This window comes from Pseudomonas sp. R4-35-07, from assembly GCF_003852235.1.
GTDB lineage: Bacteria > Pseudomonadota > Gammaproteobacteria > Pseudomonadales > Pseudomonadaceae > Aquipseudomonas.
In genome coordinates this window covers 3260783-3274739 of record NZ_CP027732.1, presented here as the reverse complement: position 1 = coordinate 3274739, position 13957 = coordinate 3260783, and the positions used below count along the sequence as shown (strand labels likewise).

Below are 13957 nucleotides of genomic sequence, written 5' to 3'. Positions count from 1 at the left end.
AATGATTTGGCGTAAACTGCCGGCAAGCCTGTGAGGAGTTTCCATGACTGCCATAACCATTACCGACGCCGCCCACGATTACCTGGCTGACCTGCTGTCCAAGCAGAACACCCCAGGCATCGGCATCCGCGTCTTTATCACCCAGCCCGGCACCCAGTACGCCGAGACGTGCATTGCCTACTGCAAGCCTGGGGAAGAGAAACCTGAAGACACCGCTCTGGGGCTGAAAAGCTTCACCGCGTATATCGACAACTTCAGCGAAGCCTTCCTCGACGACGCCGTAGTCGACTACGCCACCGACCGCATGGGCGGCCAGTTGACCATCAAGGCGCCGAACGCCAAGGTGCCGAACGTCAACGCCGACAGCCCGGTCAACGAGCGCATCAACTATTACCTGCAGACCGAGATCAACCCGGGGCTGGCCAGCCACGGCGGTCAGGTCAGCTTGATCGATGTGGTTGAAGACGGCATCGCCGTATTGAAATTCGGCGGCGGCTGCCAGGGCTGTGGCCAAGCGGATGTGACCCTGCGCGAAGGCATCGAGCGCACCCTGCTGGAGCGTATTCCAGAGCTCAAGGGCGTACGCGACGTGACTGACCACACGCAGAAAGAAAACGCCTACTACTGAGTAAGGTGTTCACTGCGAGCATAAAAACGGCGCCCCGTGAGCGCCGTTTTTTATTGTCTTTTTTCAATGAGTTGCGCGACATTGCTGGCGCAGAACATTAACTGTGGCAGCAAGCCCCCCTCCCACAGTTTTGGCGGTGTTTATCCGGGGCGATAGAGATGGGCATGGCCGGCACGGTAAAGCGATGACTCGCTGAAGCTGTTATTGGTCAGCACGCGGCCCACCAGGATCAGCGCGGTACGCCGGAAACCTTTTACCTCAACCTTGGCCACAATATCCTCAAGCGTACCAACTGCCCAATCCTGATCCGGCCACGTCGCCCGATGCACCACGGCGATCGGGCAGTCCGCGCCGTAATGCGGCAACAGTTCGGCGACGATCTTCTCCAGGTGGTTGACCCCCAGGTGAATCGCCATGGTCGTGCCGTGTCGCGCCATGCTGTCGAAGTCTTCGCCCGGCGGCATGCTGGTTTTATCGGCGTAGCGCGTCAGGATTACGCTTTGGGCGATGTCCGGCAAGGTCAGCTCGGTCTCAAGCAGCGCTGCACACGCCGCTACTGCGGTGACGCCAGGAATGATCTGGAACGGTATGCCCAGCTCGCGCAAGTAACGAATCTGCTCGCCAATCGCGCCGTACAGGCTCGGATCGCCGGAGTGCACGCGTGCCACATCCTGGCCATTTGCGTGGGCGACCTTGATCAAATCGATGATCTGCTCCAAGTGCAGTTCAGCGCTGTTGACCACGTGTTCAGCGTTATGACCTTCCAGCACCGCCGTTGGCACCAACGAGCCCGCGTAGATGATCACCGGGCAACTGCGAATCAGCCGCTGGCCTTTGACGGTAATCAGTTCCGGATCGCCGGGGCCGGCGCCGATGAAGTAGACGGTCATGGGGGATTCCTGTCGAAAAACGGGCGAGCATGAAGAATGCTCATGATCGGAACGGACGATTATCGAGGTTTTAGCCGGTGCAGGCCAATGCAAAGGTGGCCTGGGCGGTTTTTTTGCGGGTGATCAGCAGGCGTGCGGGGGCGTTGGCGAGATGTTCGGCGAGGGCCAGGGCAGCGCTTTCGGCGACCCCATGGCAGCCGGTATGCGTAAAGGCAACGGCCGATTTATGGCTCAGCCGATCTTCATAGGCGGCCAGTTGTTCAGCGCTGAAACACTGCAACGGCAAGCCCAGCAATCGGGCCAGGGCGAGCAGCCCCGGTTCCTCGCGCTTGAGGTCGATACTTGCCAGTGCGGTAATGCTTTGGCGTTCAATCCCGCCCTCGGCGAGGGCGGTGTCAAAGAGGCTCAGCAGAGTGTGAAGATCACAACCGCGCTGGCAGCCCAGGCCGACTACCAGGGTCATACCGAGTATTGATCGTCGCGGTTGCGGCGGAACAGCCAGGCGCTGATCAGGCCCAGTGCCAACCAGAACGCCACGTTGGTCAGCTGCGACGCGATCTTGAACTGGGCCTCCAGGGCTTCTGGCGCGAGCATCGAATGCATTTGCGGTTGCGGCGCACCGACCACATGCGGCACGGCCAGGATCGCCACGCCCAGCACTTTGAGCAGCCAGTTGCGGCCGAACACGATCAGCGCAATACCGGCGGCGGTAGAGGCGGCAGTACCGACCCACCAGATCTGGCGTTGGGCCAGGTCAGCGGCAGCGGTGCCCGGCAGCTCTGGCGGCAGGCCCAGGGTCGGCGCCAGCACGAAGGTCGCGTAACCGGCCAGACCCCACAGCAGGCCTTGGGCCGTGCGGGTCGGTGCGCGCAGCGTGTAGAGGCCGGCCAGCATCAGGGCGAACCCGACGGCAACTACCAGGTTGCCACCGGTTGTGGACAGCACGCGCTGCCAGCCGTCTTCCGGTTCCCAGGCTTCGGCATCGTGGGTGTGGGCGGCGGCGCCTGCGGCATGTTCATGCGCCGGTTCGGTGGCTGCCGGGGCGTTTTCAAAGGTTTCCGCCTGCAGAATCAGCGGGGCGACCCAGAAGCTTTGCAGCAGGGTCAGCAGCAGGGCGGCCAGCAAGCCTGTGAAACCTGCGGTTTGGGCAATACGCTTGATCATGTCGGCAGGTCTCAGTGGCACGGGAACGCGGCGCTGTGGCGGGTATCGTGAGCAGCGTTGTGCACGGCTTCGATGTGCGAGAAACCAGCGAAATACACCAGGCACGCGCCGAGGATCGACGCGCCGATGGCGGCGGTCAGGCGTTGGCCCAGGGTGGCGGAGTTGCTGGCGGTGTGCGAGGTGCTGCTGATGATCGACATGGCGCGTCCCTTCTGGGTGTCAGGGTGAAACGAGCGCATGAAAACCCCGCGAGCCGGGCACGCAGGGTTCTGAACAGCGCCCGCCCACCGCGGGTTTGTTATCTGAATTTTTCGGGCCGGTCTCCGGGCTTGCGAGGGGCGCTTGGCCTATCAAGCATCTCCTTCCCATGCCTGTTGGCACAGTGGATTTGACGCTTCGCTCGCTTACCGTTGCGGGGGCAGCACCGGACTTGCCATAGCTCTATGGCGCACCGGTTTCCCGTTTCACCCTGTGAAGGGCACCCGAAACAAGATGTGTAGGAGAGCATGGGCCGGGGACGGTAGTCAAATGCTGCGAGCCCCTGTAGCCTTGCACCTTCGAGGTTCTTCGGCCCAGGCCGAAGCTAAGAAGGGAACGCGGTTCAAGCCGCGGCTGCCCCCGCAACTGTGAAGGGTTCTACTGACTGCCACGCCACTGCCGATCCGGCGGGAAGGCGCAGTCGGCGCCGGTCGCAAGATCCGCAAGCCCCAAGCCAGGAGACCTGCCTCGCAATCGATTTTTCAATTCAACCGGGCGGGGTGATCCGGTGACGAAATCCGCTGCTGCGCGCCGTCGCAGGGCCTATCGTCCCGTATGCCCGCCCCAAAGGGCATCCGATGAAAACACTGGCTAAACTCCCCGTCACCATCGTTACCGGTTTCCTCGGCTCGGGCAAAACCACGCTGCTGCGCCATATGCTCGACAACGCCCAGGGCCGTCGCATTGCGGTGATCGTTAACGAATTCGGCGAGCTGGGCATTGACGGGGACATCCTCAAGCAGTGCTCCATCGGTTGCACCGAAGAAGAAGCCAACGGCCGTGTCTATGAGTTGGCCAATGGCTGCCTGTGCTGCACCGTGCAGGAAGAGTTCTTCCCGGTGATGCGCGAACTGGTGGCCCGGCGTGGCGACCTCGACCATATCCTCATCGAAACCTCGGGCCTGGCCCTGCCCAAGCCGCTGGTCCAGGCCTTCCAATGGCCGGAAATCCGCAATGCCTGCACCGTGGACGCGGTGATCACCGTGGTCGACAGCCCGGCCGTGGCCGCTGGCACCTTCGCCGCGTTCCCGGACCAGGTCGACGCCCAGCGCAAGCTCGACCCGAACCTGGACCACGAGTCGCCCCTGCACGAGCTGTTCGCCGACCAACTGGCCAGTGCCGACCTGGTGATCCTCAACAAGGCCGACCTGATCAGCGCCGAAGACCTGGCCCGCGTGCGCCTGGAAGTGGCCGAGGAGTTGCCGCCGGCGGTGAAAGTCATCGAAGCCAGCAGCGGTCGCGTACCACTGGACGTGTTGATCGGTCTGGGCGCCGGCTCCGAGGAGCATATCGATGCGCGCCATAGCCATCACGACCATCATCATGAAGGTGAGGACGATCACGACCACGACGCGTTCGACTCCATCTCCATCGACCTGCCGCCAGCCGACGAAGCCCTACTGCTCGACGCCCTGACCCAATTGGTGGTGCAGCACGGCATCCTGCGCGTCAAGGGCTTCGCCGCCATCCCGAACAAACCGATGCGCCTGCTGATCCAGGGCGTGGGCACACGTTTCGACAAGCATTTCGACCGTGCCTGGGGCGCCGGTGAGGCACGCACCACACGCCTGGTGCTGATCGGCCAGGCGCTTGACGCGGCAGGCCTTGAAGCGCAACTGCGCGCCGCCCTCAGCGCCTGACCCATGCACCTGCTCAGGACCCAGCCCGGTGGCTTCGTCGCGGACGACAACATCGCCGACCTTGGCCAAACCCCTGCCGAGTTGGTGATCCTGTGCAGCGGCGATTCCAGCCTGGCGCTGCTTGCCGAGGCGGCCCGGCAGTTGCCCGAGGATTACCCCAGCCTGCGCCTGGCCAACCCGATGCAGGTGCAGAACCATGCCTCGGTCGACCTGTACGTCGATGACGTGCTGCGCCACGCCAAGGTCATCCTGATTTCGCTGCATGGCGGCATCGGTTACTGGCGCTATGGCGTCGAGCGTCTGGTGGCGTTGGCGGAGCGTGGCGTCACGCTGATCCTGGTACCGGGGGATGATCGCCCAGACCCGGAACTCAGCGGCTTGAGCACCGTGGAGGCGCCCGAGCGTGACCGGCTGTGGCAGTTCCTGCGCCAGGGTGGCCTGGGTAACGCGCTGAATTTTTTTCGCTGCCTGGCCACCGGCTATCTGGGGCGCGACTATGCCTGGGCTGAGCCGCAGAGCTTGCCGCGCACCTCGATCTACCACCCGCATACCGCCAACGCCCACCTGACCGATTGGCAGGCGCAGTGGCACGCTGATTTTCCGGTGGCGGCGGTGCTGTTCTACCGCTCGCACTTGCAGGCCGCCAATACCGGGTTTATCGATGTGTTCTGCCAGCGCCTGCAGGCGGCGGGCCTCAACCCCTTACCGATCGCAGTCGCCAGTCTGAAAGAGCCCGGTTGCCTGGCGGTGGTCGAAGACCTGTTGGATGAGGTGCAGGCGGCGGTAATCCTCAACACCACCGGCTTTGCTCAATCGAGCCCCGAAGCGCCGCATCTGCGCCCGTTTCGCCGCAATATCCCGGTGATCCAGGCGATCTGCGCCCAGGACAACCAGCCCGGCTGGCAGGCCAGTGAACAAGGCCTGGGCCCTCGCGACCTGGCGATGCACATCGCCTTGCCGGAGCTGGACGGGCGCATCATCAGCCGGCCGATCAGCTTCAAGGACCTGGCCTGGCGCAGTGAGCGCAGCCAGTCGGACGTGGTGTGCTACCGCGCCGCGCCTGAACGCATGGACTTTGTCGCCGAACTGGCGCGACGCTGGGTCGAGCTGGCGCGGGTGCCGAATGAGCACAAGCGCGTGGCCTTGATCCTGGCCAATTATCCAACCCGCGACGGCCGTATCGGCAACGGCGTGGGCCTGGATACGCCGGCGGCGGCGCTGAATATCCTGCGCGCGCTGCACGCCGAAGGGTATCCGGTGCCTGCCACCTTGCCGGACAGCGGCACGGCCTTGATCCATGCGTTGCTGGGCGGCGTCACCAACGACCTCGACAGCCTCGACCTGCGCCCGTGTCATCAGAGCCTTGCGCTGGACGACTACGCGGCGATGTTCCAACGCCTGCCCGAAGCCAATCGCCAGGCGGTGCTGGAGCGCTGGGGCGCGCCCCATCAGGACCCGATGTGCCGCAACGGTCGCCTGATGATCGCCGGCCTGCGCCTGGATCAAACCTTCGTCGGCATCCAGCCCGCGCGCGGTTACCAGGTCGACCCGAGTGCGGTGTATCACGACCCCGACCTGGTGCCGCCCCACGGCTATCTGGCGTTTTATTTCTGGCTGCGCCATACCTACGGCGCCCATGCGCTGATTCACGTGGGCAAGCACGGCAACCTCGAATGGCTGCCGGGCAAGGGCGTGGGCCTGTCGCAAACCTGCTGGCCGGACGTGCTGCTCGGCCCGCTGCCGAATATCTACCCGTTTATCGTCAACGATCCCGGTGAGGGCGCCCAGGCCAAACGTCGCACCCAGGCGGTGATCATCGACCATTTGATGCCGCCCCTGACCCGCGCCGAAACCTACGGCCCGCTGCGCAACCTGGAGCTGCTGGCCGACGAATATTATGAAGCGCAGTTGCTCGACCCACGGCGCGCGCTGGAACTGCAGAAAGACATTCTCAAGCTGGTGCGCGAAACCCATATCGACGAGGAGCTTGAGCTGGACGGCAATGCGGATGCCGACAGTTGGTTGCCGCGCCTGGACACCTACCTGTGTGACTTGAAGGAATCCCAGATCCGCGACGGCCTGCACATCTTTGGCGAGTCGCCAGCAGGGCGCTTGCGCATCGATACCTTGCTGGCCTTGTTGCGCATCCCCCGGGGCGATGGCCGTGGCGCGCAATCGAGCCTGTTACGGGTGCTGGCCAAGGCGTTCGGCCTGGGCTTCGACCCCCTGGACTGCGCGCTCGCCGAGCCGTGGACCGGGCGTCGGCCCGAGGTGTTGCGCGACCTCGACGCGCAGGTATGGCGCACCGCCGGCGACACCCGCGAGCGTCTGGAGCTGTACGCGGCGCGCTTGATCGAGCAGGTGCTGGAAGGGCCGCTGGAAGAGTTGGAGGAACCTGGCTGGGAGGACGTGAAGGCTGTTGTCGAAAGCCTGCGCGTGGTCGTGGCGCCGCGTCTGGATGCCTGCGGCCCGGCCGAAATGCGCGGCCTGCTGGACGCCTTGAGCGGTCGCTTCGTGCCGGCCGGCCCCAGCGGCGCGCCGAGCCGCGGGCGCCTGGATGTGCTGCCCACCGGGCGCAATTTCTTCACGGTGGACGTGCGCAACCTGCCGACCACCACGGCCTGGCGCATTGGGTTCCAGTCGGCCAACCTGCTGCTCGAACGGCATCTGCAGGACCACGGCGACCATCTGCGCCAGCTGGGCCTGTCGGTGTGGGGCACGGCCACCATGCGCACCGGCGGCGACGATATCGCCCAGGCCATGGCGCTGATGGGCGTGCGACCGGTCTGGGCCACCGGCAGCCAGCGCGTGGATGACTTCGAGATCCTGCCGATCAGCCTGTTGGATCGTCCCCGCGTCGACGTGACGTTGCGGGTGTCCGGCTTCTTTCGCGATGCGTTCGCCAACCTGATCCGCCTGTTCGATGCGGCGGTGCAAGCGGTCGCCGCCCTGGACGAGCCGGACGACATGAACCCGCTGGCCGCCAAGGTGCGCAGTGAGCGCCAGGCCTTGCGCGAATCGGGCCTGGATGAAGAGGCTGCGGCGAAACAGGCCGGCTGGCGCATTTTCGGCGCCAAGCCGGGGGCCTATGGCGCGGGCGTGCAGGGTGCGATTGACGGCCGCCTGTGGCAAAGCCGCGAGGACCTGGCCGAGGTCTACCTGAACTGGGGCGGCTACGCCTATGGCGGCGCTGACGAAGGCACCGCTGCCCGCGAGCAGTTCGCCCAGCGCTTGGGCCAGGTGCAGGCGGTGTTGCAGAACCAGGACAACCGTGAACACGATGTGCTCGACTCCAACGATTACTATCAATTCCAGGGCGGCATGCTCGCCGCTGTGGAAACCCTGAGCGGCGCCAAATCCGCCAGCTACCATGGCGACCACAGTCAGCCGGACCTGCCGAAGATCCGCACCTTGAAGGAAGAGCTCAACCGAGTCATTCGTTCCCGCGCGGCCAACCCGAAGTGGATCGAGGGCGTGAAGCGTCACGGCTATAAAGGCGCGTTTGAAATGGCCGCGACCGTGGACAACCTGTTCGCCTTCGACGCCACCACGGCGCTGATCGACGACCACCAGTACGCGTTGCTCGCCGACGCCTATCTGCTCGACCCAGACACCCGTGCCTTTGTGCAACAACACAACCCCGACGCCCTGCGCGACATGGCCGAGCGTCTGCTCGAAGCCCAGCAGCGCGGCCTCTGGCAAGCGCCGGGCGCCTACCGCGAAGCATTGGAAAACCTGTTGCTGGATATAGAAGAAGACCGCTGATGACCGATATTCCGCATTTTCCGCTGGCCGCCGTGGTCGGTGCCGACGCGCTGAAACTGGCGCTGTGCTTGACCGCGATCGATCCTCAAATCGGCGGCGTGCTGATCGAAGGCCCGCGCGGCATGGCCAAGTCCACCCTGGCCCGTGGCCTGGCAGACCTGCTCGCCAGTGGGCAGTTCGTCACCTTGCCCCTGGGCGCGACCGAGGAGCGCCTGGTGGGCACCCTGGACCTGGACGCCGCGCTCGGCGAGGGCCGCGCACAGTTTTCCCCCGGCGTGCTGGCCAAGGCCGATGGCGGCGTGTTGTATGTCGATGAAGTCAACCTGTTGCCCGATCACTTGGTCGATCTGTTGTTGGACGTGGCCGCCAGCGGCACCAATCTGATCGAGCGTGACGGCATCTCCCATCGCCACTCGGCGCGGTTTGTGCTGATCGGCACGATGAACCCGGAGGAGGGGGAGTTGCGCCCACAGCTCCTCGACCGCTTTGGTTTCAACGTGGCGTTGAGCGGGCAAACGCTGCCCACCGAGCGAGGGCAGATTATTCGTCGTCGCCTGGATTTCGACCGTGATCCCGCTGCGTTCTGTCAGCAGTGGAATGCGCCGCAGGCGGCGCTGCGCGAGCGTTGCACCCAGGCGCGGGCGCGGCTGGACGGTATTGAGCTGGATGATCACGCCTTGGCGCAGATTACCGAACGCTGCTTTGCCGCAGGCGTCGACGGTTTGCGCGCCGACCTGGTCTGGCTGCGGGGCGCCCGCGCTCATGCCGCGTGGCGGGGCGCTGACAGGATTGCCGAAGAAGACATTGAAGCGGTTGCGGAATTTGCCTTGCGTCACCGGCGCCAGGAACAGTCGCCACCGGCCAGCCCGCCGAATCCAGGGCAGTCGCCGCAACCCTCGGATACCTCGCCGGGCCAAGGCCAATGGGGCGACATGCCTGCGCCGGCCCTGACCACCGGTTCCCGTCGCGATGTGCCCACCTGGCCAAAAAAGCCCTAGGCATTCGCCCCCGACCTGACGCGGGGGCGGATGCCCGGCCCAAGGCGGGGCGACTGGACAATGGCAAGCAGGGCAAGGCGCGCAGCGCAGGGCAGGGCCAGATCGATTGGCCGGGCACCTTGCTCGGTGGCAGGCCGCAATGCCATGAAGATGTGCGCTGGCAGGTGCGCAACCGTTCGGCCCATGAGCTGTGGCTGGTGATTGTCGACGCCTCGGCCTCCACCCGACGGTACCGGGCGTTGAGCGATGCCAAGGGCCTGTTGGCGCAGCTGTTCGATGACGCCTACCGGCAACGGGCGCGCCTGGCGTTGTTGACCGCCAGCGGGCAATCGCCGCAGTGGCAGGTGCAGGGCTTGAAGGCCTCGAAAGGCTTGGCGGATTGGCTGGAACAGCTAGGCGCCGGTGGCGGTACGCCGTTGCTGGCAGCCTTGAGCGAGGCGGCCCATTGGTTGGTGGCGCGGCGTAAGCGTTACCCGGCGGAGCAGCAGCGGGTGCTGGTGATGACCGATGGGCGGCTCAAGGCGATCGATGGGTTGCCGCTGTTGGAGTGTCCGGGGATGCTGGTGGATATCGAACGCGGGCCGATCAGGCTGGGGCGGGCGCGAGAGCTGGCTATCGGGTTGCAGCTGGATTATCGGCATATCGATGATGTGTAGTGCCTGGCCAGCCGCCATCGGGGGCAAGCCCCCTCCCACATTTGGAATGCATTCCCCTGTGGGAGGGGGCTTGCTCCCGATAGCGGTCTCCAATACAGCACAGATTTATCAGCCAGCCCCCGGCACATTCGGCCAAAGATCCGCCACCAGAAACAAGCGCTCGGCTTCCTCCCAATCCTCACCCTTCTGCACCAGCCGCACCAGCAACTGCGCCGGCGCCATCGGGTCCAGGTCTGCCAGCCAGCCCTGCATCTGTTCCTCGCTCCACACCTCGCTTGCCGGGTAATGCGCCGGCGCCAGCCAGGCATGCCGGGGCAGGGGTTGCCAGCGACCTGCCGCGCTCGCGCTGACAAAGTCCGGCCAATCGCGCTGATGCAACCACCGCCCACGCAAATGCTGCGGATGGGCGCCATGGGGTGATTCGGCCTGGCCCGGCCACGGATACAGCAGATATCCACCCAGCCACAGGTGCGCATCGAACTGCTGGATATCCAGCGCCGCCAACGCTTCACGGCTTTCCGCGCGCGCCGAAATCGGCAGTTGATGCTGGGCCAGGTGCGCCAGTTTGCGGTCGAGCCGGTCATGGCAACCCGGCCCCAGCCACTGCGCCGTGTCGCGGCCGTTGCCAGCCTGCGGGCCCAGATACAGCTTGATCGCCAGTTCCAAGTGATGCACGCCATCGCGGTCGCGCAGCAGCATGTCCAGCTCGCCCAGGGTGTGCCCGGCGCGGCGGATCGGCAGGTTGGCCGCCAGCAGCTCCACCCCCGGCGCATGTTGCACGGCAAACTGCCACAGGCGCTCATAATAAAGGCCCAGACGCCGGGTGCGCGCCAGGCTCAGCCATTGCTGCAGCGCGCTGCTGTCCTGATCGAGCGCACGCAACCAGGCTTCGAGCAACTGCGGCGCCTGTACCCAGTCACTGCCAGCCAGCGGATGGCGCTGCGGCCAAGGCGTGTGTGCGAGCATCGGTGGCGCCAGCATCACCCACGCCAGGTCGCGCACTTCGGGGTGTCGCAGTTGGCGGGGCAGGGCGTGCAAGTCGGGGAACAGAGTCATGGTGCGAGCATAGCCTCTTAAGTTGCGTGCAGGTGGCTGAGAACCGCCTGGGAACCGCCTGAGAACCATTGTCATCAAGGCTGGGCGGCGACAAAGGATTTTGCCTGAGCCGGCCTTTCGCCCATAATCCTTTCTTTTTGCCACACCCCTATGCCCGCAGGAGCCCCATGGAGCAATTTCGCAATATCGGCATTATCGGTCGCCTGGGCAGTACCCAGGTGTTGGACACCGTCCGCCGGCTGAAAAAATTCCTGCTGGAACGCCACCTGCATGTGATCCTCGAAGACACCATCGGCGAAATCCTGCCGGGCCACGGCCTGCAGACTTCTTCGCGCAAAATGCTCGGCGAAGTGTGCGACATGGTCATTGTGGTCGGCGGCGACGGCAGCCTGCTCGGCGCAGCCCGGGCGCTGGCACGGCATAACGTGCCGGTGCTGGGGATCAACCGTGGCAGCCTGGGGTTTCTCACCGATATCCGTCCGGATGAGCTGGAAGTCGAAGTGGCCAAGGTGCTCGACGGCCATTACTTGGTGGAAAACCGCTTCCTGCTGCAGGCCGAAGTGCGCCGCCACGGCGAAGCCATCGGCCAGGGCGATGCGCTCAATGACGTGGTGCTGCATCCGGGCAAATCCACGCGGATGATCGAGTTCGAGCTGTATATCGACGGCCAGTTCGTGTGCAGCCAGAAGGCCGACGGCCTGATCGTCGCCACGCCGACCGGCTCGACCGCGTACGCGCTGTCGGCCGGTGGCCCGATCATGCACCCCAAGCTCGATGCCATTGTGATCGTGCCGATGTACCCCCATATGTTGTCGAGTCGACCGATTGTGGTCGATGGCAACAGTGAGCTGAAGATCGTGGTGTCCAAAGATATGCAAATCTACCCACAAGTGTCCTGCGACGGGCAGAACCATTTCACCTGCGCTCCCGGCGACACCATCACCGTGAGCAAGAAGGCACAGAAGTTGCGCTTGATCCACCCGCTGGACCACAACTACTACGAAGTGTGCCGCACCAAGCTGGGCTGGGGCAGCCGCTTGGGGGGTGGAGGCGACTGATGCTCGATCCCGCGCGTAGCTACGACCTGATTGGTGACGTGCACGGTTGCGCCCACACGCTGGAGCACTTGCTCGACCAGATGGGTTACCACAAGCAGGGCGGCACCTGGCGCCACCCGTCGCGCATGGCGGTGTTTCTCGGCGATATCATCGACCGTGGCCCGCGCATTCGCGAAGCGCTGCATATCGTCCACGACATGACCGAGGCCGGTCAGGCGCTGTGCATCATGGGCAACCATGAGTTCAATGCGCTGGGTTGGACCACGCCGGCACCGCCGGGCAGTGGCAGGCAGTTCGTGCGCGAGCACACCCCGCGCCATGCGCGGCTGATCCAGGAAACCCTGACCCAGTTCGAACAGCACCCGGCCGACTGGCACGACTTCCTCGGCTGGTTCTACGACATGCCGCTGTTTGTCGACGCCGGGCGTTTCCGAGTGGTGCATGCGTGCTGGGATGAGGGGTTCATCCAGCCGCTGCGCGCCACGTTCCCGGACGGCTGCATCGACCAGCACTTCCTGCAGGCCGCCGCCGTACCGGGCAGTTTTGCCTGCAACGCGTTCGATCGCCTGTTGCGCGGCACCGACATGCGCCTGCCCCACGGCCTCACCCTGACCGGTGGCGATGGCCTGACGCGCTCGTTCTTTCGCACCAAATTCTGGGAAGACGACCCGAAGACCTACGGCGACATCGTGTTCCAGCCCGATGCCTTGCCCGAGCCGGTGGCGCGCACGCCATTGTCCTCCACTGAAAAAAATTCCCTGCTGCGCTATGGCGTCGACGAGCCGCTGTTGTTCGTCGGCCATTACTGGCGCAGCGGCAAACCGGCACCGATCCGCCCGAATCTGGCCTGCCTGGACTACAGCGCGGTGCTGTACGGCAAGCTGGTGGCGTATCGCCTGGACCAGGAAACCCAACTGGATCCGCATAAATTCGTCTGGGTCGACGTTGAGCGACCTGAGGTTAGTCAATGAGTACCGTGGCTGTATTGCGCCTGCCCCTGAGCGTCGACCTGGGCGGTTTCGTCAAGTTGCTGCAACGCATGCAGGTGCCTCATCGCGTCAGCGAGGAAGCCGGCGAACAAGTGCTGTGGGTGCCCGAGAGCATCAGCGACGATGTGCGCGTGTTGTACCAACGCTTTCCCGCCGGTGACCCGGACCAGCAACTGGACATTCCCGAACAGGCGCCCGTGGCGCGGCCAGGGTTTGTCCAGCAGGTACGCCATAGCCCGGTCACGGCGCTGGTGCTGTTGGCCAGCCTCATCGTCGGTGCGGTGACGCTGCTTGGCGAAAACCTGCAGACCATGGCCTGGCTGACCTTCCTGCCGTTCCGGGTGCTGGGCGAATACATCCAGTTCACGCCGCTGGCCGACAGCCTGGCGTCCGGGCAGTGGTGGCGGTTGGTCACGCCAATGCTGATTCACTTCGGCATCCTGCACCTGGCCATGAATGGCATGTGGTACTGGGAGCTGGGCCGGCGCATCGAAGCGCGCCAGGGCAGCATCAACCTGCTGGGCCTGACCCTGTTGTTCAGCCTGGTCTCCAATTACGCGCAGTATGCGTACGGCGGCCCGGGCCTGTTTGGCGGTTTGTCCGGCGTGTTGTATGGCCTGCTGGGGCATTGCTGGATCTTTCAACTACTCTCGCCCAACCCGGCGTATCGCCTGCCCCGTGGGGTGCTGGTGATGATGCTGGTGTGGCTGGTGCTCTGCCTGTCGGGGCTGGTCTCGATGATCGGCTTCGGCGAAATCGCCAACGCGGCCCACGTGGGCGGCTTGGTTATCGGTTGCCTGACCGGTTTGCTGGGCGGGCTGTACAACCGTCGAAAATCGTCTATTTGATAAGGAA

13 protein-coding genes and 2 riboswitches are annotated in these 13957 nt (G+C 64.6%); of the genes, 8 read left to right on the top strand and 5 right to left on the bottom strand.

Going from position 1 to position 13957, the window contains the following annotated elements:
* Positions 1–43: 43 nt before the first annotated feature.
* Complete coding sequence (gene nfuA, locus C4J89_RS14910; RefSeq protein WP_017136914.1) at positions 44–628, top strand: Fe-S biogenesis protein NfuA; 585 nt, start codon at positions 44–46, stop codon at positions 626–628.
* A 140-nt stretch (positions 629–768) separates the two neighbouring features.
* On the opposite strand, the gene cobM is transcribed toward nfuA, so the two are convergent.
* The 4 genes from cobM to C4J89_RS14890 form a co-directional block, all read right to left on the bottom strand.
* Entirely contained in the window at positions 769–1518 is a 750-nt protein-coding gene (gene cobM, locus C4J89_RS14905) for a precorrin-4 C(11)-methyltransferase (protein WP_124414866.1), read from the bottom strand.
* A 70-nt stretch (positions 1519–1588) separates the two neighbouring features.
* Positions 1589–1981 (bottom strand): cobalamin biosynthesis protein, encoded by a 393-nt coding sequence (locus C4J89_RS14900; protein ID WP_124414865.1) that lies wholly within the window; start codon positions 1979–1981, stop codon positions 1589–1591.
* Entirely contained in the window at positions 1978–2682 is a 705-nt protein-coding gene (locus C4J89_RS14895) for a CbtA family protein (RefSeq protein ID WP_124414864.1), read from the bottom strand. The genes C4J89_RS14900 and C4J89_RS14895 overlap by 4 nt, the downstream gene beginning before the upstream one ends.
* A gap of 11 nt (positions 2683–2693) precedes the next feature.
* Entirely contained in the window at positions 2694–2882 is a 189-nt protein-coding gene (locus C4J89_RS14890) for a CbtB domain-containing protein (RefSeq protein ID WP_124363113.1), read from the bottom strand.
* A 96-nt stretch (positions 2883–2978) separates the two neighbouring features.
* Positions 2979–3183, bottom strand: a riboswitch (cobalamin riboswitch).
* 42 nt (positions 3184–3225) lie between these two features.
* A riboswitch (cobalamin riboswitch) is annotated at positions 3226–3426 on the top strand.
* Positions 3427–3518: 92 nt separating this feature from the next.
* Here C4J89_RS14890 and cobW point away from each other — a divergent pair.
* From cobW to C4J89_RS14870, 4 genes are read left to right on the top strand one after another with little or no spacing between them, the layout of a single operon-like run.
* The gene (gene cobW, locus C4J89_RS14885; RefSeq protein ID WP_124414863.1) at positions 3519–4580 is read left to right on the top strand and encodes a cobalamin biosynthesis protein CobW; all 1062 of its coding nucleotides are present in this window, start codon (positions 3519–3521) and stop codon (positions 4578–4580) included.
* A 3-nt stretch (positions 4581–4583) separates the two neighbouring features.
* Complete coding sequence (gene cobN / locus C4J89_RS14880) at positions 4584–8345, top strand: cobaltochelatase subunit CobN (RefSeq protein WP_124414862.1); 3762 nt, start codon at positions 4584–4586, stop codon at positions 8343–8345.
* Positions 8345–9343, top strand: coding sequence for an ATP-binding protein (locus C4J89_RS14875; RefSeq protein WP_124363110.1), 999 nt, complete (start codon positions 8345–8347; stop codon positions 9341–9343). Before cobN ends, C4J89_RS14875 begins: the two co-directional genes overlap by 1 nt.
* Before the next feature lie 53 nt (positions 9344–9396).
* Positions 9397–9999 (top strand): VWA domain-containing protein, encoded by a 603-nt coding sequence (locus tag C4J89_RS14870; RefSeq protein WP_124416030.1) that lies wholly within the window; start codon positions 9397–9399, stop codon positions 9997–9999.
* A gap of 108 nt (positions 10000–10107) precedes the next feature.
* On the opposite strand, the gene C4J89_RS14865 is transcribed toward C4J89_RS14870, so the two are convergent.
* A complete protein-coding gene (locus tag C4J89_RS14865) occupies positions 10108–11055 on the bottom strand; it encodes a DUF1853 family protein (RefSeq protein ID WP_124414861.1) in 948 nt (315 codons plus the stop codon).
* A 167-nt stretch (positions 11056–11222) separates the two neighbouring features.
* Here C4J89_RS14865 and C4J89_RS14860 point away from each other — a divergent pair, with 167 nt between their 5' ends.
* From C4J89_RS14860 to C4J89_RS14850, 3 genes are read left to right on the top strand one after another with little or no spacing between them, the layout of a single operon-like run.
* Complete coding sequence (locus tag C4J89_RS14860) at positions 11223–12113, top strand: NAD(+) kinase (protein WP_057725186.1); 891 nt, start codon at positions 11223–11225, stop codon at positions 12111–12113.
* Positions 12110–13084: a metallophosphoesterase gene (locus C4J89_RS14855; protein ID WP_164487614.1), complete on the top strand. Its 975-nt coding sequence runs from the start codon at positions 12110–12112 to the stop codon at positions 13082–13084. The genes C4J89_RS14860 and C4J89_RS14855 overlap by 4 nt, the downstream gene beginning before the upstream one ends.
* Positions 13081–13950, top strand: coding sequence for a rhomboid family intramembrane serine protease (locus tag C4J89_RS14850; RefSeq protein ID WP_124414859.1), 870 nt, complete (start codon positions 13081–13083; stop codon positions 13948–13950). Before C4J89_RS14855 ends, C4J89_RS14850 begins: the two co-directional genes overlap by 4 nt.
* The last annotated feature ends 7 nt before the right edge of the window (positions 13951–13957 follow it).

Excerpts from the sequence above, each read along its gene's own strand:
- nfuA (WP_017136914.1), top strand. The coding sequence starts at position 44 with ATGACTGCCATAACCATTACCGACGCCGCCCACGATTACCTGGCTGAC.
- cobM (WP_124414866.1), bottom strand. The coding sequence starts at position 1,518 with ATGACCGTCTACTTCATCGGCGCCGGCCCCGGCGATCCGGAACTGATT.
- C4J89_RS14900 (WP_124414865.1), bottom strand. The coding sequence starts at position 1,981 with ATGACCCTGGTAGTCGGCCTGGGCTGCCAGCGCGGTTGTGATCTTCAC.
- C4J89_RS14895 (WP_124414864.1), bottom strand. The coding sequence starts at position 2,682 with ATGATCAAGCGTATTGCCCAAACCGCAGGTTTCACAGGCTTGCTGGCC.
- C4J89_RS14890 (WP_124363113.1), bottom strand. The coding sequence starts at position 2,882 with ATGTCGATCATCAGCAGCACCTCGCACACCGCCAGCAACTCCGCCACC.
- cobW (WP_124414863.1), top strand. The coding sequence starts at position 3,519 with ATGAAAACACTGGCTAAACTCCCCGTCACCATCGTTACCGGTTTCCTC.
- cobN (WP_124414862.1), top strand. The coding sequence starts at position 4,584 with ATGCACCTGCTCAGGACCCAGCCCGGTGGCTTCGTCGCGGACGACAAC.
- C4J89_RS14875 (WP_124363110.1), top strand. The coding sequence starts at position 8,345 with ATGACCGATATTCCGCATTTTCCGCTGGCCGCCGTGGTCGGTGCCGAC.
- C4J89_RS14865 (WP_124414861.1), bottom strand. The coding sequence starts at position 11,055 with ATGACTCTGTTCCCCGACTTGCACGCCCTGCCCCGCCAACTGCGACAC.
- C4J89_RS14860 (WP_057725186.1), top strand. The coding sequence starts at position 11,223 with ATGGAGCAATTTCGCAATATCGGCATTATCGGTCGCCTGGGCAGTACC.
- C4J89_RS14850 (WP_124414859.1), top strand. The coding sequence starts at position 13,081 with ATGAGTACCGTGGCTGTATTGCGCCTGCCCCTGAGCGTCGACCTGGGC.